22 protein-coding genes and 1 pseudogene are annotated in these 18,531 nt (G+C 36.1%); 11 read left to right on the top strand and 12 right to left on the bottom strand.

The window, feature by feature from the left end:
- Nucleotides 1–105: pseudogene (locus tag WIW72_RS03525) on the top strand (transposase); the annotation flags it as partial.
- On the opposite strand, the gene WIW72_RS03520 reads toward WIW72_RS03525, so the two are convergent.
- Together WIW72_RS03520 and WIW72_RS03515 are read right to left on the bottom strand one after the other, a co-directional pair.
- Nucleotides 92–1,444: an MFS transporter gene (locus tag WIW72_RS03520; protein WP_337701236.1), complete on the bottom strand. Its 1,353-nt coding sequence runs from the start codon at nucleotides 1,442–1,444 to the stop codon at nucleotides 92–94. The pseudogene WIW72_RS03525 and the gene WIW72_RS03520 sit on opposite strands and share 14 nt — an antisense overlap.
- Nucleotides 1,445–1,537: 93 nt before the next feature.
- Complete coding sequence (locus WIW72_RS03515; protein ID WP_337701234.1) at nucleotides 1,538–2,098, bottom strand: zinc ribbon domain-containing protein; 561 nt, start codon at nucleotides 2,096–2,098, stop codon at nucleotides 1,538–1,540.
- Nucleotides 2,099–2,214: 116 nt separating this feature from the next.
- Between WIW72_RS03515 and WIW72_RS03510 the strand changes: the two genes are divergently transcribed.
- Nucleotides 2,215–2,847, top strand: coding sequence for a hypothetical protein (locus tag WIW72_RS03510; protein WP_337701232.1), 633 nt, complete (start codon nucleotides 2,215–2,217; stop codon nucleotides 2,845–2,847).
- Nucleotides 2,848–3,057: 210 nt separating this feature from the next.
- Here the strand turns inward: WIW72_RS03510 and WIW72_RS03505 are convergent, their stop codons facing one another.
- On the bottom strand, nucleotides 3,058–3,372 hold the full coding sequence (locus WIW72_RS03505) for a PaREP1 family protein (RefSeq protein WP_337721230.1): 315 nt from the start codon (nucleotides 3,370–3,372) through the stop codon (nucleotides 3,058–3,060).
- A 242-nt stretch (nucleotides 3,373–3,614) separates the two neighbouring features.
- On the opposite strand from WIW72_RS03505, the gene WIW72_RS03500 reads away from it, so the two are divergent.
- A complete protein-coding gene (locus tag WIW72_RS03500) occupies nucleotides 3,615–4,187 on the top strand; it encodes a hypothetical protein (protein WP_337701228.1) in 573 nt (190 codons plus the stop codon).
- Nucleotides 4,188–4,203: 16 nt separating this feature from the next.
- On the opposite strand, the gene WIW72_RS03495 is transcribed toward WIW72_RS03500, so the two are convergent.
- Complete coding sequence (locus WIW72_RS03495; RefSeq protein ID WP_337701225.1) at nucleotides 4,204–5,571, bottom strand: dihydrolipoyl dehydrogenase; 1,368 nt, start codon at nucleotides 5,569–5,571, stop codon at nucleotides 4,204–4,206.
- Between the two features lie 32 nt (nucleotides 5,572–5,603).
- Nucleotides 5,604–7,313: a serine/threonine-protein kinase gene (locus WIW72_RS03490; protein ID WP_337701223.1), complete on the bottom strand. Its 1,710-nt coding sequence runs from the start codon at nucleotides 7,311–7,313 to the stop codon at nucleotides 5,604–5,606.
- Between the two features lie 22 nt (nucleotides 7,314–7,335).
- Between WIW72_RS03490 and WIW72_RS03485 the strand changes: the two genes are divergently transcribed.
- On the top strand, nucleotides 7,336–7,488 hold the full coding sequence (locus tag WIW72_RS03485) for a hypothetical protein (protein WP_337701221.1): 153 nt from the start codon (nucleotides 7,336–7,338) through the stop codon (nucleotides 7,486–7,488).
- Between the two features lie 227 nt (nucleotides 7,489–7,715).
- The gene (locus WIW72_RS03480; RefSeq protein ID WP_337701219.1) at nucleotides 7,716–8,879 is read left to right on the top strand and encodes a family 1 glycosylhydrolase; all 1,164 of its coding nucleotides are present in this window, start codon (nucleotides 7,716–7,718) and stop codon (nucleotides 8,877–8,879) included.
- A gap of 312 nt (nucleotides 8,880–9,191) precedes the next feature.
- Here WIW72_RS03480 and WIW72_RS03475 read toward each other — a convergent pair whose 3' ends face one another.
- The 4 genes from WIW72_RS03475 to WIW72_RS03460 all read right to left on the bottom strand — a co-directional run bounded on the left by WIW72_RS03475 (nucleotide 9,192) and on the right by WIW72_RS03460 (nucleotide 14,281).
- Nucleotides 9,192–10,190 carry a zinc ribbon domain-containing protein gene (locus WIW72_RS03475; protein WP_337701217.1) on the bottom strand — a complete coding sequence of 333 codons (999 nt, stop codon included), beginning with the start codon at nucleotides 10,188–10,190 and terminating at the stop codon, nucleotides 9,192–9,194.
- A 73-nt stretch (nucleotides 10,191–10,263) separates the two neighbouring features.
- Nucleotides 10,264–10,839, bottom strand: coding sequence for a hypothetical protein (locus WIW72_RS03470; RefSeq protein ID WP_337701215.1), 576 nt, complete (start codon nucleotides 10,837–10,839; stop codon nucleotides 10,264–10,266).
- 233 nt (nucleotides 10,840–11,072) lie between these two features.
- Nucleotides 11,073–12,980, bottom strand: coding sequence for a protein kinase domain-containing protein (locus WIW72_RS03465; protein WP_337719598.1), 1,908 nt, complete (start codon nucleotides 12,978–12,980; stop codon nucleotides 11,073–11,075).
- An 8-nt stretch (nucleotides 12,981–12,988) separates the two neighbouring features.
- Nucleotides 12,989–14,281: a cryptochrome/photolyase family protein gene (locus WIW72_RS03460; protein ID WP_337701211.1), complete on the bottom strand. Its 1,293-nt coding sequence runs from the start codon at nucleotides 14,279–14,281 to the stop codon at nucleotides 12,989–12,991.
- Nucleotides 14,282–14,484: 203 nt separating this feature from the next.
- Here WIW72_RS03460 and WIW72_RS03455 point away from each other — a divergent pair, with 203 nt between their 5' ends.
- From WIW72_RS03455 to WIW72_RS03445, 3 genes are all read left to right on the top strand, one after another.
- Nucleotides 14,485–14,760: a DUF4898 domain-containing protein gene (locus WIW72_RS03455; protein ID WP_337701209.1), complete on the top strand. Its 276-nt coding sequence runs from the start codon at nucleotides 14,485–14,487 to the stop codon at nucleotides 14,758–14,760.
- A gap of 84 nt (nucleotides 14,761–14,844) precedes the next feature.
- Nucleotides 14,845–15,510: a hypothetical protein gene (locus WIW72_RS03450; protein WP_337701207.1), complete on the top strand. Its 666-nt coding sequence runs from the start codon at nucleotides 14,845–14,847 to the stop codon at nucleotides 15,508–15,510.
- Nucleotides 15,511–15,613: 103 nt separating this feature from the next.
- Nucleotides 15,614–16,144 carry a hypothetical protein gene (locus WIW72_RS03445; RefSeq protein WP_337701206.1) on the top strand — a complete coding sequence of 177 codons (531 nt, stop codon included), beginning with the start codon at nucleotides 15,614–15,616 and terminating at the stop codon, nucleotides 16,142–16,144.
- Here WIW72_RS03445 and WIW72_RS03440 read toward each other — a convergent pair.
- On the bottom strand, nucleotides 16,122–16,448 hold the full coding sequence (locus WIW72_RS03440) for a hypothetical protein (protein WP_337701204.1): 327 nt from the start codon (nucleotides 16,446–16,448) through the stop codon (nucleotides 16,122–16,124). The genes WIW72_RS03445 and WIW72_RS03440 overlap by 23 nt on opposite strands.
- 125 nt (nucleotides 16,449–16,573) lie before the next feature.
- Here WIW72_RS03440 and WIW72_RS03435 point away from each other — a divergent pair, with 125 nt between their 5' ends.
- Complete coding sequence (locus WIW72_RS03435) at nucleotides 16,574–16,879, top strand: DUF4364 family protein (protein ID WP_337701202.1); 306 nt, start codon at nucleotides 16,574–16,576, stop codon at nucleotides 16,877–16,879.
- 129 nt (nucleotides 16,880–17,008) lie between these two features.
- Nucleotides 17,009–17,404 (top strand): helix-turn-helix domain-containing protein, encoded by a 396-nt coding sequence (locus tag WIW72_RS03430; RefSeq protein WP_337701199.1) that lies wholly within the window; start codon nucleotides 17,009–17,011, stop codon nucleotides 17,402–17,404.
- Between the two features lie 11 nt (nucleotides 17,405–17,415).
- Here WIW72_RS03430 and WIW72_RS03425 read toward each other — a convergent pair whose 3' ends face one another.
- Nucleotides 17,416–17,628 (bottom strand): CDGSH iron-sulfur domain-containing protein, encoded by a 213-nt coding sequence (locus WIW72_RS03425; protein ID WP_337701197.1) that lies wholly within the window; start codon nucleotides 17,626–17,628, stop codon nucleotides 17,416–17,418.
- 67 nt (nucleotides 17,629–17,695) lie between these two features.
- On the opposite strand from WIW72_RS03425, the gene WIW72_RS03420 reads away from it, so the two are divergent.
- Nucleotides 17,696–18,025 carry a winged helix-turn-helix transcriptional regulator gene (locus WIW72_RS03420; protein ID WP_337701195.1) on the top strand — a complete coding sequence of 110 codons (330 nt, stop codon included), beginning with the start codon at nucleotides 17,696–17,698 and terminating at the stop codon, nucleotides 18,023–18,025.
- A 276-nt stretch (nucleotides 18,026–18,301) separates the two neighbouring features.
- Here the strand turns inward: WIW72_RS03420 and WIW72_RS03415 are convergent, their stop codons facing one another.
- Nucleotides 18,302–18,523, bottom strand: coding sequence for an LSM domain-containing protein (locus WIW72_RS03415; RefSeq protein ID WP_156005822.1), 222 nt, complete (start codon nucleotides 18,521–18,523; stop codon nucleotides 18,302–18,304).
- Nucleotides 18,524–18,531 lie beyond the last annotated feature (8 nt).

Genomic DNA, 18,531 nt, shown 5'->3' with positions numbered 1-18,531 from the left:
CTGATAGGGGAGCTGAACCTGAGGAGCGTGGAGGCGTTCCTCAGGTTCGTTGAACGTTATTTAGGTGGACCACTTGGACTGATGAAAATCTTTAAGTTACGTTAAAGTCCCATAACTGCCGTAAACCGTTTATAAATTTGCCAGCTACACCACCTATAAGGTCAGAAGTGCCCAGAAAGACCTGAAAAGCTACATAACGCGGAATTGTAAGGGATGCCGCTGTAATCGAGATCACGTAACTCATTAAGATACCCGTGTTGCTTAAAGTCCTTAACATACCAGAAATACTACCATAAGAGTGTTTAGGTGTATTGGCCATTACTGCGCTGTTGTTAGCTGGGTAGAAGAGAGAAGAACCTAACCCACCTATAACGGATAAGCCTACGATATAGATTAGAGGAGTGTCTAAATTTAACGTATAGGAATAAAGGAACGATACTAATGTCATCAAACCTATCCCTACTGTGGCAGGAGTTCTAGCCCCAATCTTATCCGAAAGTCTACCAGCTAAAGGACCTACCATACTCGCTATTACATATCCCGGGACAAGCAATAAAGAAGCGTTCAAAGGAGATAAGCCCCTTATTCCTTGCAAATACATGATTAACAAAAAGGCTGTAGACAAGTACCCCGTACTCTGGAAAAACGATGCCAATAAAGAAGCTGTAAGGACTCTATTTCTAAAGACACTAAAGTCTATAAGCGGGGCTTTAGCTCTTTTTTCTATCACTATAAAGGGAAATAGAAGTCCTAATCCTATTAATATTAGTATCTCATTTTTTAACGCCAATCCTTCGCCCGCCATGTCAGCGCTTCCGTAAGTTATCAGAGATAACGCCGTTCCGAAGAGGATGACCCCATATACATCAACGTCTCTTTTTACCCTATTTACGTCCTTCACTACTCTAAACCCTAAAAGGGATGCTACAACACCTATAGGGACATTAATGTAGAATATGTATCTCCATCCTATCAACGTTGTTATTATTCCACCTAGCACTATTCCTAACACAGCCCCTACGTTCCAACCTATTGAAGTATAACCGAAGGCCTTGCCTCTTTCATTAGGAGGAAAGTGGTCTGAAATAATCGCTCCACTGTTAGCCTGCATCATAGAGGCTCCCAGAGCTTGAACGCCTCTAGAGCCGATGAGAAAATACGCTGAAGGAGATACTCCGCACAAGGCAGAACCGATGGTGAAGATAATGAAACCTGAGTTGTATACCTTAGCCCTTCCATAAGAGTCTCCTAGTCTCCCTAATTGGGTAGTTAACACAGCAGCTTCTAATAAATAAATCAATATAACCCAGATCATTGTGAAGAGATTAGAATGAAGATCTGTCACGATTGTAGGTAGTGCTAAGATGACTATAGTAGAATCCACAGCACCCATTAATACACCTAATACTACAACCAATAGAAGTAGTGTTCTGTTTGATACCATACAATATTTTTAACGTATATATTTAAATTATCTTCTGACTACTAACTTATTCTTTAATTAGTTTTATTTCAAATTTTTCTTAAAAATAAAAAATTATAACGGACTTCCACAATTAGTACAGAACCTAGCATTTCCAGGGTTCCGATATCCGCATGAAGGACATACTTTGACCTGGTTAAACTGGTAGGGTTGAGTGTAAGGTTGAGCATAATAAGGCATTGTGGTCTGATACCCATACTGATAGCCAGGCTGTGGCATAGTACTTACGGCACCACTGCTTATAAGCCTCTCTATCTCTTTCATGATTTCATGCTCTATCTCGATATTCCACAGTCCTTCTCCAGCTTCTACTAAGAGTCCTACAGGTCCTAATATTAAGTCACCTAAGAATGCCTCAGTAACGTCTTCAGCTTTCACCCAGTTAGCCACTCCCGTTTCTGCTTCAAGGTATCCCTGGCCACCAAAGAGCTTGACTGTGAAAGCCCTATCCGCAGCAAAAAAATGTCTCAAAAAACCTTCTTTTTTAGCCTGAACTATATAGTAATTCCCTGCACCGTAATACTGAGACTGATACCCTTTAAAACTAAACCACTGAAAAAGCTGTACAGCTAACATTTGAAGGTTTACATTTACACCTTGAAATACTTTCTTCATTAGCAAAATTTCCTATTTTCAAATCTATTAACTTTATCCGAATACAGCAAGGAGAAAATATTGTCAAAACTTAATATTTATTAGCGTTAGAGCTAAGACGATTAGATAGTATAAAAATGAGCTATAAAACAAGTAGTGGCAAGAATACAGTAAATATTGTACTCTCTTTCGTAATTTCTATTCTAGTTATGATATCGACGTTATTCTTAGCCCCGACGCTTATCTCAGTACCAATTCCACCGTCTATTAACACCGGCGCACTTAACGTAATTACGCAAGGTAACTGGACTCAAGTTGTTAGTGCTGTAGTATCTCGACAAGACTCTATGTTTGTAATTACATTTTCTAACGGGACTTCATTAACCTTAGAAAGGAATAATTTCCTCAAATCAAATTTAGGAGAAATATTTCTGAATAGTTCTAATAATCGTGATGTCATCGAGTTTACCAAGGCTTTCGTGTATTTTTATGAAGATAATTACAGTGGCAAAACCACTTTACTTATAATTAAGGCTTATTATACTCAACCTAATTTCCAAGTCCCTTACGAGATCTATTCAAGTACTCAGGGCTTCAGCGGCACTGAAGGACCTTTCTATTGGATTGGAAATTCAAGTTATTGGGTTGGTTACTCTAACCAAACTTCCAATCTATCCGTCCTAACTATAGTTAAAACCGTTAGCTTTAACATAACTGTATATCAATATCTGTCTATTCTTCAGCTTATAACGACCTCGAATAACTTATAACATTTTATACAAAGATATTTTAGCGAGATATGCCTTAACAAGAGCTAATTTCATTACAACCAGATTATCTCTAAGTTACCGATATCCTCCATTTAAGTTGTTATTTTAAACCTTTCATCATTTGGCATTTAATCATCTTTATTCTATCAACTTGTTCCTTCGTGAGATATGGTGAAACCCATTCATAGTTTAACGAGACCAGAAGTAAGATTATACTTTTTTATCCACTTTGTTTTCTTTATATTGTTCGAATAAGGATAGAGCCATCTCCGTAAACTGATATATATTGCGATAAATTTTATCCAACTGTTTCGATACTTGTAACATTTCCTTTTTGGGCACTGCACACCTTATATCTTTTCTATGAAGATTATGGCGCATAGCTAATGATTGTAACAGCCTCCTTTCTGCTTTATACGCCCTAAATGCTGACAATCTTAGATCGCCTTTCTCTAATCTGTAATAAGACACAATAAAGTCGTTGTAGCTTATTCTGGCATACGTAATTTCATCCCTGATAGTCATTATGATTAATTTACCTTATGGAGGTTTTTAAGTTTCGTGAAGTGACTTCTTAGCAACTTACTTTCTATGACGAACTGCTGAACCCTACGTAATTATTTAAGCGTTATAGCTCTACACTTATATTTAGATTATAACAAACTCTAGAAGGATTCTCATGACCTATAAATGAACTTTTGCAAGATTCTCAACTAGGTTTAAATTATTCGAATAACTTTTAAAGTAAGAATATTGAGTGACTACTCATGGATATAGGGTTAATAATAGGAATATTAATACTAATCTTCGATTTTGCAATCTCTATATGGAACAGTTATAATGCGGGGAAAATATCTAGTTACAGAAAAGGATTAGGAACTTTAGTATTCTTTTTGGGAGGATTCTTGCCAGTAAGTTATGTAATCGCGACAATAATCACATTTATACTAGCATACTTAGGTTACATCTCGATATCAACTACAACATTCATTTTAGGATTCGACTTCCTATTTTTCGGACTAGCAATAATAATGTGGGGAGTAATAGCTACAACCCTAAGCGTTGTAGCCACAGTAAGGGGAAGAAGCTGGACAGCTGGAATAATAAGCGTTTATAACGCCTTTGCAACTATAGCAGATGCGTGGGAATATATCGCGGGCTTCCTTTCAGCTTGGAAAAGCATAAGGAGAGCCGTAGATTCCAGTGACTTTTCCATTATAGACGTAATAGCCATCCTAGCTATAGCACTCGGCATTGGGTATGTAATCTCTTATGTAGCGTACAAAGAAGGTCTTAAATCTGAGATAGGATATTCTTACGCTTCAAGGAGAATTTTTTAAAAGTATTTTAAAAAAGTCATAGAACTTTTCTTGCAATATATGCTATAAGTTCATTCGTCGTAGGGTGTTGGTCTGCGAATTCAGCCAAATCCCTAGCTGTCAATCCGTGGGCTACAGCTTGTCCTAACTCGTTAATAGCAAACCCTGCATGAACACCTACGATCCAGGCCCCTATTAACCTCAAACTACCACGTTCAAAGTAAAGTTTTAAAACTCCGCCCATCTCGTCATACATTTGTGCCATAGGATCATTCTTTAACTCGTAAGAAGCCTCAATGAAGCTGATCCCCATTCTTTTTGCTTCGGAAGGCATAATTCCTACGTAAGAAGCTGGCGGAATTGTGAAGATAGTTACTGGAATACTCTTGAAGTCCACGTAGTCCGCTGGCGTGCCATTACTCATAATGTTATAAGCTGCAGCAATCGACATCCTTACAGCAGCGTGAAAATATGGAGCCTTTCCATTGACATCACCAGTTGCAAAGACATTAGGTAAGTTTGTTTTCATGGAGTCGTCGACACTTATATGACCTTTACTATCTAGTGCTAAAATTCCTCCAGCACCCTCGGGTAAAACGGGTTTCCTACCCGTAGCAAGCATAACTAGTCCAGTTTTTAAACTCTTCTTATTCCCCTTACCGTCACTATAGAAGACCTCAAACTCTTGTTCCCCTATCTTTTTGATTTCCAAGATAGGGGAGTTATACATTATTTCTAAGCCTAATAGAGGTAATAACGTGTTTACTATTTCGCTTTCGAAACCCTTGAGTACTTTATCGCTCCTTACTAGCAGTCTAACGTTGTAGCCTAACGCCTTAAGGATAGTAGCAGTCTCGAGTGCAATGTAACCTCCTCCTACTATTGTTATATCGTCAGGAAGTCTTCTCAAGGACGTTCTGTAGCCATAAAGATCGTCACTTGTTATCGAGAATTCAGACCCAGGGAATTTCGGCTTAACAGGTTCACTTCCAGTTGATATGACTAAGTACCTACCCTTAACCTCGATCATTCCATTCTCGGTTTCGGCTTCTACTGTCTTATTATCTATTAACTTTGCCTTTCCTCTTATTAGCTCTATATTGTCTCTGAATTCCTTTAATTCCTCTCTATGCTGCATATACCTTATTTCCTGAACACGATCCTTGTGATCCTGAATTAGGGAGAAGTCCGGTTTTAAATTAGCTTTCAGAATTCGGTTATTTCTCCAGACTATCTGTGCTAGTTCTCTAATAGTCTTTGACGGGATACACCCTGAAAAAAGGCAGTTACCTCCTAGTTCTCCTTTAGGATCTATGATTACTACTCTGTACCCAGATCTGGCTAGTCTGAATGCACCCGGATATCCTCCACCACCCGCCCCTATTATTATTACATCTGTTTCCATAAAAGTATGTAGAATCGTATGTGTTTAAAAAATCATTTAGAGAGAAGATAAGCGACTTGTTCACTCGTATACCTCTTCGTGAAATCGGTACTTATACAACCGTAAATAACGTTAACAAGCTCTTGAGGAGTATTAGGAGGCAATTGAGGGCGCCAAGAGGCTAGAACAACCTTAGCTTGGTTAATGTAACCCAGTGCCTCGTTTATTCTACCACTGATAAACAGATCAGAGGCTTTATTAAGATAGGGAATTGCAGGGTTATCGTTATGTAGTGTCAGGAGATAGTAAGCTGTAATCCCTAAGGAAAATACGTCCATAGACGGATTCGCCCCTTTTCCCAACACTATCGCTTCTAATTGCTCTGGAGGGCTATAAGCGGGAGTTGCTTGGTTAAACTTTTGCCCGGCTTTTACTGCAGACCCTAAATCACCTAACTTCACGTTACCTACTACGGTTAGATTCTTCAAGACCTCGTCCACTTGGTTTCCAACCTTTTTTGCGAAAAATATATTTTGAGGCTTGACATCTAAGTGAACGTACCCGTTTTTGTGTAAAAAGCTCAAAGCCATAGCTATTTCCCTAATAATTAACTTAACAATTATGGGCCATTGCGGGTAATTAACCAATTGAGTCTTTATCAGATCTGCGGCAGTACCACCTTCCATAAATTCCATAATTATTGCAGGTGGATATTTGAAGTAGGCTTCACTATTCCCCCTTAAGGCTGATGTAATGTTATTTATATCAACATATATGCCGTAAATTCTCACAAACCGTGGGTTCTTAGACAACTCTTTCAGGTTCTCCGACTCACGAAATAAGTCATCAAAAGATGAGAAACTTAGTGCCCTTGTTTGTGAAGACTCATTTCTCATACTTAATACTTTTATAGCGTAGTATGTTCCGTCCTTTTCAGCCTTTAGAACGTACCCGTTTCCCCCTACCCCGAGGACGGAAAGAACATTATAACCATAGATATCATTACCGACCCAAACCCTTGGATCCCACTTATCCAAAGAAGGCAATATAATGGGCCTCTTAGGCTCTACAACGCTTGTGTATGGTATAATAATCTTTTCTCCTCTGTTTATTATTCCGCTTTCTACATTAGGTTTAAAAACTACTTCACCTATTCTGATCTCTTTCGCCTTCCACAGAGCGTTTTTTGAGCCCAATATAGGAACTAAGATAGGAGACGCTGAACTACTCGAAACGTAATCATAACCTCCTACGTTAACGCTCCACTGGATATTGGAAGGAAGACCCGTTACTAAAAAGGTAGCAAAACAGTGAGGATACTTATCGTATGGTATTGTACCGCTGGTAACGAAATTAATTTCAATCTTTCTCCCCTCTTTCACGTTCCCACTTATCTTGTCTGGCAAATAGTATTTACCTTGCACGAAGGAGGGACAGAGATGAAACTCTACCCTTTTCTCGTTCAACACCAGCTTTCGTCCAGTGACTTTTCTGACAACACCGTTAATCTCTATCTCCCACTGAAAACCATCAGGTATACCCTTTTGCAAAATTACTATAGGATAACCTTTACCGCTAGCTGCGATTATATTTGCAAAGGCTAAAGTAGTAAATGTAGACGATAGTAATGGTAATGTGAAATCATTAATTAACGGTTCATAAGAGGACAGCTCGTAAGCCACTAGGGCTGAAGCAATAGTAATAACTTCCCAAGCACATGGTATCGCTAAACCGGGTAAACCTAATATTACTGCAAGTAGCACAGACAGAAAAGGAATCCCTAAAATGCTCGTGTTCCCCGATGAAATAACTAAGAGAAGTGATACCGAAAATGATAGTATAAAGGCTATATACGTTAGATTACGATTAAAAGATGCTAATATAGAAATCAATGACGTTATTATTAACAATGTAACATATAGAAAGGAAAACGACTGAAAAAACAAGAGTAATAGTATAGGGGTGGAAATACTGACAATGGACGCCTTAATTAGTCTTCTATTATAGTAAGGCATAGTAGATAATACTTTTACTCGTCATAAAAAATTAAGTGATGTTAAAATACCCGAACTGAGTACATTATTAAATAGAAAATTTTCACTGTCTTCCTTAACTTTAGTCGAGTAATTCTAAAACGTTAAATATTATGAACGTTTTTATAATTTGTGAAATTCGGATTTTCTACGTCAGCTTTTCAGTTTGAAGAGACAAACACAAATTCAGACTGGTACGAATGGTTAACCGACGACGTTAATTTATCCACGGGTAAAGTGGTTCCCTACTTACCTTACATGAATGCTTACTTATCAAAGTACTCCGTTATACACGACTTAGCCTCAAAACTTAATGCGAGTATTTGGAGGTTTAACCCTAGCTGGAGTAGGCTTTTTAAAGTAGAAGATAAAATAGATAACGAAACTGTCAATAAATACAAGGAAATCTTGAAAGACTTAAAAGACAAGGGGTTTACAATCATTCTTTGCTTAAATCACTTCGACCTTCCTCTATGGATACATCAGCCCATTATCGCACGCGACTATCTTCTTACCAAAGGAAAGCTGGGTTGGTACGACGAGAACACCGTAAGAAAATTCCTATCCTTTGCAAAGTTTATCCGTGACACTTATTCAGAATATGTTGATTTGTGGTGCACTTTCAACGAACCCAATATACTGATTAACTTCTCTTATCTTAGCGGAATATTCCCTCCGGGTGTAACTAGCAAAATTGCCTATCAGAAAGCGTTATTAAACGTTATAACAGCTCATAACTTAATATATGATGAATTTAAGGGCTTAAAAGTAGGGCTTGTCTACAACTTTCCATATGTTCAGGGAAACGACAGAATGGAAGAAACTGTTTATTCCTTCCTAGAGAAGGTCAAAGTAGATTGGATAGGAGTGAATTACTACTCAAGAATAGTCTATGATAAAAACGGAAGCCCCAAGAAGGGATATGGTGTATTTTGCCAACCTAACTCAACTTCCCTAGACGGTAATCCGACCTCGGATTATGGATGGGAATTATATCCTAAAGGCTTAGAAGAAGTATTAAGAAAAGTAAGTCGATTTTACAAACCTATATATATTACCGAAAACGGAATAGCCGATTCCAAGGATAAACTAAGACCAAACTTCCTTCTTCAACATCTGGAGGCAATAAAAAATTCCAGGGTTAAAGTAGAGGCTTACATGTACTGGTCTATAATAGATAATTACGAATGGAACTTTGGCTATGAAATGAAGTTCGGCTTATTTGAATTGGACTTTAGACCCAGACCAAGTGCATTTTTGTTCAAAGAGTTGGTGGAAATCTACTCAGATATTTGAGTAAAAACAAGAGACGAGATGATAAGAAAATAATTATTACACGGTAAAATTATTTATACTCCCTTCTCTAGCTTAATAATTACATTGTTTACAAATCAGCCTTCTTCTACAACAAGTAACAACTAAGGCTAATACCAGATTAGTCCTCCTTATCCCCTACAAGCTAACAAGTTTAGGAAACTCTAAAACTGTTATTTTATAACAATCTAAAATTAACTTGAGAACTAGCGATCAACTTTTAATGAATTAAGAACGTAGCTTATTTTTATGCCCATTATAATAGTGGAAGGAATTATAACGAAGGAACACGGCTTACAAAGTTTTAGTTACTTCCATATCGGCGATTAAAGAGCTTAACTGTGAGCTAGAATAGCTTAACATAATTGAAGGAGAGGAATATATTAGCACCATCACTACCCAATTTCCGAAAGCGGTAACACCAACTAATAAGTTTCCGCCTTTTGCTATATAAACAGTATATCCATTAACTAGGGTAGTATATTTTAATGTGTTAGGAGAAGAATAATAGAGCCCATTAGATGTTACATATGCCACAATATTTTGTGCAGCTTGGTTAGTAGACGCATTAAGGTAGATGGAATAAACGTTAACTTCAGAGTTACTATATTCAACTAAACTACCTGCAATTACCCCTTGCACAGACGAAGTTTGATGACCTATGACGTAATAATATATTGTAGATAAATTACTAGTGTTCATAATTATTGACCAACCAGAAGCACCTAGTACACTGTCCAACTGGAAAATGGTGAGATTGTGCACTGAGATAGCAGGAGGAGGTATGTAAAGAGGTGGAAGTAAAATTATGTCGAAGAAATACGGTAACACAACTGAAAGGAGTAATAGCGCTATAGATACGACAGCGACGTCGGCTATTATTGCCTTAACGACCTTTTTCCTCCTATTCTTAGTAGTTTTTACACTCTCTTGATATGAAGCAGGAGCTTGAGTATTAACTGGCAGAGGTGGGGAAGGTACTTGGGGAAGAGTTTGTTGTGGTGGCTGATAAGATATTGTCTGTTGTTGAAGTGATTGGCTCTGTGCTTGTCGTGGTTGCTTTAGAGGAAATCCACACTTCTTGCAAAAGTTAGCATGAGGAACATTTAGAGTACCACATCTAGGACATTGAATTAGAGAGGAAAAGTTTACGGTCTGAGAAGAAGAATTGTCAAATTTCATAGTGGTTGGTGTGTTTTGCTGTGGAAAAGTTACAAGAAGATATCCACATCTGGGACAATACAAGGACTCGTCGTTATTTGGATATCCACATCTGGGACAATACTTAACCATAGGATGAATAAAAACAACATATTATTAAAAATTGTCCGAAGGTGTAAGAAAGTATAAGATACACAAAATCAGTTTAAATCTCTAACTCCTTACAGCTTTTCTTCAATTGTCTTCTTATATAAAACCAATTTATTAATATTAAGTAAAAGATAGCCAGAAGGTCACTTCCTATTGTGAAAGAGAGAATGTCAACTTTATAACTATCAAACTCTGGATAGAAGTTTAAGATTGAATCTGCTAGTGGTAAAGAGAATAACAAAATAGAAATGATTCTCAATTGTTCAGAAAAGATCGAAAGCTCTTTTGCTATATTGTCTATCTTAATCATTAACCTCGACAAATTATATATTTTCTTTATCTCTTCATTCATAACTTTTGCTTTATCTACTACTTCTTTCTGTATATCATCTAACTTTATTTCTTCTTCTACTCTACTAGCTATCAGTATTTCTTCCAGTAATTCTGATAGATTACTTTGAGAAAAAAATTCTACTCCTTCTTCCAAGAACTTTAAGATCAGTTTACTTTTCCCTTCTCCTAATAAGTAATTTGTGTGTCTTTTTAATTTCTTACTGAAATTGTATATAATTACACTATTAGCTAATGTAAATGTTGTGAGCCCTAATAGTGATATAAAATTTTCACTCAAACTGGTTTACCTCGTAGAATTGTTTTGTTTTCATAAACTTAATTAATCCTACTACTCTTAATTTCTTTATATTTACATAAAACGACATTGAGTATAATTCACGCCCCATTATACTTATTTCCTCTTAGGATCTATTTATACCTTATTTAGTAAATTATGTTTCTTGCTTAATTATATTTACGTTGATAAAACTTATTTTCACCTAAAATTAAAATATGTTAAAACCGCGTAAATCATAGATTTTTAATTAGATTAAACAAACTCTTTACATTATATTTTATAGAGGTTTCTATAAAGTTTCTTAAATTAGACGGTACATTAGATGGAAGGTCTATATTCCAAGATCTTAGAACAATCTTGGCTTCGTCGATACGTTTCAATGCACTACCTACATCATTTCCGTTATAAAGGTCTATTGCCTCATCTAAGTATCTACTAACGGGGGACTCCCTGCCCGTAAGCATATAATATGTGGTCATTCCTAGACTGAAAATATCAAATTCTACCTTAGCGCCTAAGCCTAATATAGCATACTCTAACTGCTCAGGAGAACAGTATGCAGGTGTAGCTTGAAAGAACTTTTCTCCTATTCTCACAGCAGAACCTAAATCACCTAGTTTAATTAAGACTTTTCCAGAACTCAACACTTTTGCTATATCATCTAAAGTTCCGCCAACTTTTTCTGACAAGAATATGTTCTGAGGTTTCACATCTAAGTGAACGTATCCGTTAGAGTGTATATAGTCTAATGCTATTGCTGTATGCTTTACGATAAACCTAACGATCTCGTACCACTCTTTGGAGCTAGAAAAATAAATTTGAAAAAGGTCTTTAGCAGTCCCTCCGTCCATAAACTCCATAACAATAGCAGGAGGGTATTTCAAATAAGTCTCAGTATCGCCCCTTAGAACCGAGCCTATTTGGTTAACATCTGCAAAGATCCCTGAGATCTTAACGAGGTAGGGACTGTTATTACTTAACTTAACTAGGTTGTTGGACTCTTTGAACAAGTCCGTAAACTCCCTAATCGCTACGGTTTGAGACCTCGAAAAATTCGGCTTAAGTATTTTTACGGCATAATACTTTCCGTCCTTTTCAGCCTTTACGACGTAACTACTACCGCCTTCGCTAACCGTGTCTACTACACTATAACCGTAAAGCATGGAGCCTACCCACGCCTTAGGATCCCAATTTTTAATGTCTAATGACCTCTTATCTATTTTCGGTTCGAACTCTAAACCTACAACAGAGCCTCTGATAGCTGTACCGGTTTTTTGTTTAGGCTCAAAAACCACGTCACCGTAGGCTATACGGTCCACTTCCCATTTAATAAATGTATGGTCAAAGACCGGGACCGTAATCCTCTCCCTTCCGGTATACTTATGGCCGTTTACTAAGATAAAGAAGTTTAACTCCTTAGGTAAGTTTACCGGAACAAAGACGACCACACATTCTTCATATTTATTCAAAGTACTCGCATCTGTAACTTTTTTGAATACGATTTCGACAGAGTCTCCAGCCCTTACAAAACCCTTGTAATTTAACGGAATATAATACTCGTTACCGTCTTTTACGGGGCATGTGACCCAAGAGCCTCCCTCACTGATTATGTTTATCTCCGAATCGGATGTAGGAATTACACTACCGTTGAGATCTACAAACCAAGATAGACCTTTAGGCAAGCCATTAGCTTTAAACGTTACAACTGTGAAGTCCTTACCTCTATATGCCCTCAAATTCATAACGGTTACATAAGTCAATGGTAAAGAAGTCACAAGACCTATAATGTAAAACGGAACCGTATAGGGAGGAATAACAGCGTATAAAGTTGATATTGCTATTAGGATAATCTCAATTATCCCAGCTATAAGAGAACCGGAATAATACTCATAAAAAGCGTAAACTACTACCAAAATAGAGAACACAAGTAAAGGACTGGGGAAACTGACAAAGCTTGAAATTGCTGATGCCAAGAACGTGTATTTCGAGAATTTTCTTTTGTAGGCAGATCTAAGACTGAGTACTACTGCTATTATTCCGGGGACCACGTAAATATCCTTGAATATCAAGCCATAAGACACTAGGATTGGTAACGAAATAAGACTAGAAATAAAAAGTTTCACATTCCCAGGTTTTTCCATAAATTGTACTATTGTTCAAATCTAAAAACTCTTTTTACAAACTCTACTCTTTCTCTCCAGTCAACAATAGGTTTAGGATAAGCTGGTATATTATACTCATATACCTTATGTATAACCGAAGGGGGGTAATCCCTTAATTCCTCTATCCACTCTTTTATAAACTTTGCTTCGGGATCAAACTTTTCTTGTTGTTTCCATGGGTCAAAAACCCTGAAAATGTAATCCGTTCCTGTAGACGCTACCCATTGCCAATTCCCGTTGTTAATCGCTGGGTCATAATCGATGAGTTTAGTTGCGAAATACTTCTCCCCCCACCGCCAATCCACAAATAATACCTTCGTCAAGAAGAATGCAACTATCATTCTAAGTCTACCGTTGATAAAGCCAGAATTATTTAAAGCCCTCATAGCAGCATCGACTATTGGATAACCGGTTCTACCTTGTTTCCAAGCTTCAAAATACTCTTCATTATTCTCCCAATTTATCGAATCAAATTCCCTTCTGTAACAGTGTCCGAAAATATAAGGGTTATAATAAGCTAAGAGCGTGTAAAAATCCCTCCAATATAGCTCCCTTATAAACGCAGGATCATCCCTCTTCTTGTAATAAGTTTCCCTAATAGACAAAGTTCCGAACTTCAAATGGGGGGACAACATAGTGTAGTTCTTCTCCGCAGGATAATCCCTCCTTTTAAAATCCACCTTTCTCTCAAGTAACTTTAACCCTTCAGATCTACCTCCTTTAAGTAGTGGAGACTCAACTTTTATGAAAGATTTCAAAAAGTCCACATCCATGCTGTCTTCCATAACGGTAAAATTTACTCCATCCCTAACATCTCTAGGCTCTCTAACCTTATACTGTAATGCCTTTTTATAAAATGCTGAAAAACTCCTAGTTGGCTTTAATTCTTTAGGAGATAATAACACATCGGTAAATGAGAGAAACTTTATCCCTTTAGACAAAGCGTTTTCTCTCATTTTTTCGTCTCTTTGTATAGCAAAAGGTGTGTAATCCTCATTCACGTAGATTGCGTTTACGTCTAACTTCTTTATAACCTCTTCAGCATTACCAAAGAACACGTTTAATTTTGCATCCCATTTAGTCCTCAACTCTGTGTCAAGCTCTACTAACGAGTTTATCATAAAAGATGACGCAAACTCCGATTTGTAATTGTTGTGTAACATTTGCCTAGGATCAACTATGAACAAAGGAATTATCTCATCGCAATCATAAGAAGCTTCAACTAACCCTGTATTATCATATATTCTTAAATCACGCCTGAATACGAACGCACATTTCACGTTACTCCTATCTCGTTCTCAATTTAAATGAGTTTGTCCTAAAACATCATATATCAGTCCGGTGGTCCTATAATCACCGCTCAGTATCCCAGCGTCTAACTAATTTTACTTATAGACAAATTAAAATTTTGCTACCCCTTTTTATAAAAGATTTATGGAAAATACTTATATTTGTAAACCGCTTATGTAATAAGACTACAGAGATGCAGATACTAGAAGTCATAAAGAATGACATGATTAGGGATCACATTTCGAAATTTAATGTGACTCATGAACTATCTGTGAGTATTTCACTGGTAATTGATTGGGGGAAATTCATAAACTTCAGTATTCCAAAAGACGTAAAGAACATAATTATATTAGTTCCGGAAGATTTTAATTGTAACATAAGGAATCAAATTAAGAGTGTAAGGAGAGAACTTTCTGTAATAGTAATGGAATCGCCGGAAATCAAAGGTAAATTATACATGCTATATTAATTTTACTATAATAAGTTAAATATTGTTAGTGTAGAATATTATCGTAAAAATTAAATACTAATATCCTAGTTAATATTATTGTAGATGCAGATTAGTAAGTGCCTAATAAAGAGAGACATTCAAGACCAAGAAATCTTTGCAGTATTAAATCTTGACGATAAAGGTAGGAATAATAAATTAAAAACTCTTATAGAAAATAGACGAACCTTAAACGGAGACTTACTAAGATTAAGCGATTATATAAGGATTGAAGAGGAGTTACTCTCAGAAGTAGTTAATTTAATTAAGAAGAAATATAACATCATAGGGCTCAAGTCTTCAATATCTCTTGTGTTCTTACTCTTCGGTACTGGTCTTGAAAAAAGAGATAAGTATATGAAAGAGGTAGGTGAAGAGTGGGAAAAAATAAAAAACGCAATAGGGCTATTCCCTTACGAGAAATATTTTGATTATGAATATAATGCTTACGAGTATAATATCAATACCCTTAAAAAATTAGAAGGGAACTCTGAGATATTAGAGCTACCTAAGAACGACTTCGTCCACTTACAGACATGGATAACTGCGATATTACTATCAGAATTTAAAGAAAGAGGAATAAAATTCAAGACTGTAAAGGAAGGAACAGAACTAACGGGAATAAAAGTAGAAAGCAGATATAAAGACGTTGAAGATGTATTAGAACGTCTTGAAAAGACTTACGGGAAAATAATAAAGCTTTATACAGGATGGTTTATATTCAACGAATGATACTGAAAAGAACTTTTCCTTTTCCTTATTATTTGAACCTACAAGAAATTTACAGTGTCAAGTGGTAAAATGGGTTTAAAAAGATATATTCAAAATAAGCCATATGGAATGCGAAAAAGAAGCGTTAACAGTACTTGACATTCTCTTTAATAGTAACTTGATCAAAGGGAAGGTTGTATTTGAGGATGATATAAGACATTTAATAAAACACGAGAAATTTATTTGTAAAGAGGAAGAAATAGTAAAAACCTTAAAAATATATCTTAGACCTTTAGGAATAATTATCATAAAAGGTAGCTTTGATAATTATAGAAAAATATTGAAAAACTTTGATGACGGAAGCAAGTTAATTGAGGGAGTATACGGAGTCGAATACGACTTGATAGATGAAAATGAATTGCTATATTTACGCATTATACTTTATAACGATTCAGTAATATTACTGAGAGAAAAAGAAGAGAAAAAGTACAAGATTGCTAAAGTAACTGCAATAAGAGCAATAAAAGACATTTCTGAAAGGACTAGGACAAAAGAAGATTTCACTAACATATTCATAAATTTCTTAGAAAATAATAATGACGATAAAACTATAGAGTGGCTTAAAGACTTCCTTATTCATAAATCCTCTTCCTAAGATAGATCTTTTCGTAAAGATTTACGACCTTATCTATTAACTCCTCGCTTATATCTACGTCTTTAACTACCGGCAATCTAATCACTACTTTCGTCTTATAAAAGAATAAATAACCTACGAAACCGTCAACTTTATTATCAAGAGACCTGAACAACCAAACCTTAAATCTGTAAACCTTTCTTCTTACATCCTCAGCCACCTTGACTATATAGAAGTCATTAACGACAGAGTTATTATCTAGGAAATACTCTTCTAGTAATAACTCTACAAATTTGTTATCTATTAGCCTGAGATCTGATAGCATATAATGCACGATATTTAATAAAGCGTTAGAGTTAATCAAAAGTAATTAATTACTATTAATACAGTGATATAATTTTGATAGATGTTAGTTTACTTTATATTATTGATCTTTCTATCACAAAACTAATGACTAAGAAAAGGAGCACAGCTGAGATAATATATAGTATCCTAAACGCGTGCAGAGAGAGGACTAACAAGACAAAAATTATGTACGCTTCGGCATTGAATTTTGCAGAGCTAAAAAAATATCTAGAAATACTTGTGAGAAATGGATATTTGAAGGAAGAGCAAGAGGGCAAAAGCTCGTATTACAGTGTAACAGAGGAAGGAAATAAACTTCTACAAATTCTTGAAAAATATGTAAATGTTATTCATGAAAAAGAAGAGCTAGAGACCAAACTACAAGACGTTCTATCAAAGTTTAAAGAATAAAGCCTATAAATCAATTTACGAAAAACTTGTAACGCTCCCTTAAACTATGTTAAAATGTACACAAATGTATATTTTTAAATATATAGTGTTTTTTAGTTTCTGAATGCAAAATAATCATTTGTGGAACAAATGGCAAGTAAGATAAAATTCCCCGGTGGAAGAGAAGTAGACATTCATGAAGTAATTTCGTTCATGTACGGACTCGGAATAGGAGAGGTAGAAGTATTGCACATATTGTTAAGCAGAGGACAAAAGTATTCGGCAGACGAACTAGCGGAAGTACTAAAAGTAAGCAAAGCCTCGGTTAACAAGGCACTTAACACCTTGCTAAGTAAAGGACTAATCGAGAGAGAGAAGATAATAACTGATGGTAAGAAGGGAAGACCAGTTTATATGTATAGGGCTAACAAAGAATTAGTAAGCAAAAAACTCAGTGAAGATGTATATAAACTCATACTGAACACTAGAGATACTTTAAAGAAAACTTTAGTTGAGAAAAAGAAAGTTATTTTAGAAACTGCTTAAACATTTTTACCTTACGTCTGCGGGTAAGAGGTGGAGATTTTTACTCTATTCTCGTTGTCATATACGTATATTTCATTAGGATTCTCGTCTTGCGTCCTTTTATGAGAACCGTCACAGAAAGGCTTATTCTTAGACAAACCGCACGCACATATGTAAAAAACCTCTCCATTACTAGCCTTTACTTGATAAGGAAAGTTTTTGTCATGCCTTACTAACCTAGCCATTGCAAGTTATAATAGATAAGGAAAAATATTTATACAGTGAGTGATATACAAATAACTGACTTTCGAAATGAAAGTAAGTGAAAAAAGTAAATTATGTCCCGTAATAGAGTCAATTAAAATTTTCGGAAACGAGAGAAAAATGATAGTAATTTATTACCTATTCGACGGAGGTAAGGGATTTAACGAACTGGAAAAACTGACTGGACTAAATTCAAAGACACTTTCAACTACCCTAAAGGAATTAGAAGAATCGGGTTTAATAAAGAGAACCATAGTCAGTGATAGACCCTTTCGGGTTAAGTACGAACTAACTGAAAAAGGTAGGGAATTGAGGAGCATTTATGAGGAACTTAGAAGATGGGGAAGCAAATATGCCGTTGACAACAGTTTTCTGTAAGCCGTGAATTTTATGTCATTTGATATTATTTAACATTCCTAGCTCTTCTATTGAGAGTTTATAAATTTTGTAGTTACATACTATCACGTAGAAGAGAGCCCTACAGTAAACTCGATGAGCAATGTGAGGGGGAGGATGGGTTCGATGAGGCTCCCCATGTCCTTGAAGGGAGTGGTTTAACTACCGCTCCCGTAGACGGCACGGGGAGTGAAATAAGGGGAATGAGGACGAGAGGTTGAATACAAACTCATGAAACCTTAATGAAAGTCCGACCCCTTAAATGGGTGACACTAGAATAACGTTATCTCCCCTTATTATTATAGTTCCGACCTTTCTAGTACTTCCATCACTCATAACCTCTTCGGAGTTTTCTAACACCAAATTCATATGCATATCGTAACTTTTCAATGTGCCCCTCACTACTTTATCACCTTTTAATTTCACAAGAACTGTTGAACCCAAAGATTCGGCTAGCACCTTATGAGCAGTTTCCGCCAATATAACAC

The organism is Stygiolobus sp. CP859M, from assembly GCF_037389975.1.
Taxonomy (GTDB): domain Archaea; phylum Thermoproteota; class Thermoprotei_A; order Sulfolobales; family Sulfolobaceae; genus Stygiolobus.
The sequence above is the reverse complement of the archived record's forward strand: the minus strand, read 5'-3'. Positions and strand labels throughout refer to the sequence as shown.